This is a genomic window from Brevibacillus reuszeri (assembly GCF_002897295.1).
Classification (GTDB): Bacteria; Bacillota; Bacilli; order Brevibacillales; family Brevibacillaceae; genus Brevibacillus; species Brevibacillus reuszeri_A.
In genome coordinates, this window is sequence record NZ_BEXF01000085.1 from 1 (window position 1) to 1,524 (window position 1,524).

The 1,524-nt window shown below is 43.1% G+C and carries 1 protein-coding gene; it reads left to right on the forward strand.

Annotated features, from left to right (window positions below):
• Positions 1-618 precede the first annotated feature (618 nt).
• Complete coding sequence (locus tag C3B52_RS35430; RefSeq protein WP_103110997.1) at positions 619-1,296, forward strand: hypothetical protein; 678 nt, start codon at positions 619-621, stop codon at positions 1,294-1,296.
• The last annotated feature ends 228 nt before the right edge of the window (positions 1,297-1,524 follow it).

A 1,524-nucleotide genomic window follows, 5' to 3' on the forward strand; every position in this document is an offset into this window, starting at 1 on the left:
AATCACTATAGCACAAGCGTATCGGCAGGTAGGAGCTGGATTGATTATGATTCCTTTAACGATATTCCTTGGTAAAGCGTAAACCTTCAGGCTGATGTTACCGGCTCTAAGGCGGATTTAGCATCCACCTAAGAGCCGGTACACACCGCTGTCAGGTTACTCCACCCGATAACGAGAGCGCCTAAGTCGGGAAAATACCGCCCCGTCCAAGGCGCTCTATGTTCCTGGCTGTCGCTTTACACCTGCCACGGAGCCACAAACCTAACGAACCCCAAAAAAATGGAGAGAACCGGCAGTTGCCGGTTCTTTTTATTATAGTCGCATTTTCGCTTTTGACATCCGCATGGTAACAGAGACAGTTCGACTAAACTTGCAGCGGACCGAGCCTCCGGCTTCGCCCCTCAATTCCGCTGCAAGCCAAGTCTCACGATGAAAGGATCAAGGGGCCCAAAACTTTTTTCTTCAACTTCTGCAGAAGTCGAAAAAACTTTTGGACTGAAACCCTTGATCCTTTCCCAAGTCTCTGTTTCCAAGCTCCGCGTCAAAAGGCGAAAAAACGCCCTTCCGGGACACAGTCCCATGCGGATATCAAAAGAATGCGAAAGGGGAACACCCTCAATGAATATGAAAAACCATATAACTTTAAATTGTTACGTAGATGAATTATTAGGTACTACAGACGGTAAATTTGATCACTTGGAGCAGGCATGGTTTACAGTTCCAACTGAATGGGCTGAACAACGAATTAAGCCCCTTTGGTGCTATACTTCCATCCAACAATTTCAAGATGAATATACATTGGATCATACAATTGATTGGTTTCCTGATGCCGTTCGTGATGGGGTGCTGTTGGGTTGTGGTACTGGATGCCCTCCAGAATATATGGCTAATCAGAGCTTCGAAAATCATAAACTGCCGAGCAAGATAGAGGCGGATCATACAGGGTTCATTGTTGTATATGAAGTATCAGAAGATGTAGAGGATTCAACCGTTCATACGTTAGAAGTACCCAGTGATATAGATTCTGAAAGTGATGTTCTTCGATGGTTTAGGCAGACTTATACGGATATTAGTCCTTCTAGAATTTTGACTGTCGGGCGAAAGATTAAGTTACCGCCTGTAACCATTGGACAACGGGAATTAATCGAAAAACTCAGTGATGTTTTAAGTGATTTAAGTGAAGAAAGCCTAAACAATGATGAATTCAATGAGTATCTATCTGAACTGGATCTATTTAAGCGATGTTTAAATGAATCTGCTCGTTTCTTGCAGGATGAACTATCAACAATGATCTAATGGCCAGATTAAATACTTGATATCCGTAGTTACTGAACAATTAGCCGGGAGGATATAAACATGAATATTGTATTTATGAATCATATGGTAAAAGGATCTGCTTATAAGGAAGCGGCACAAATATGGATTGGGGAAGAGGAGGGGAAATGGCGTATCGGATGGCGAGATATTGAGGCAGATGGAAAGGAACATGAAGAAGTTTGGTATGAAGGTAGCTCATGGGAAGAC

Coding starts and splice junctions, on each gene's coding strand:
- C3B52_RS35430 (WP_103110997.1), top strand. CDS start 619: ATGAATATGAAAAACCATATAACTTTAAATTGTTACGTAGATGAATTA.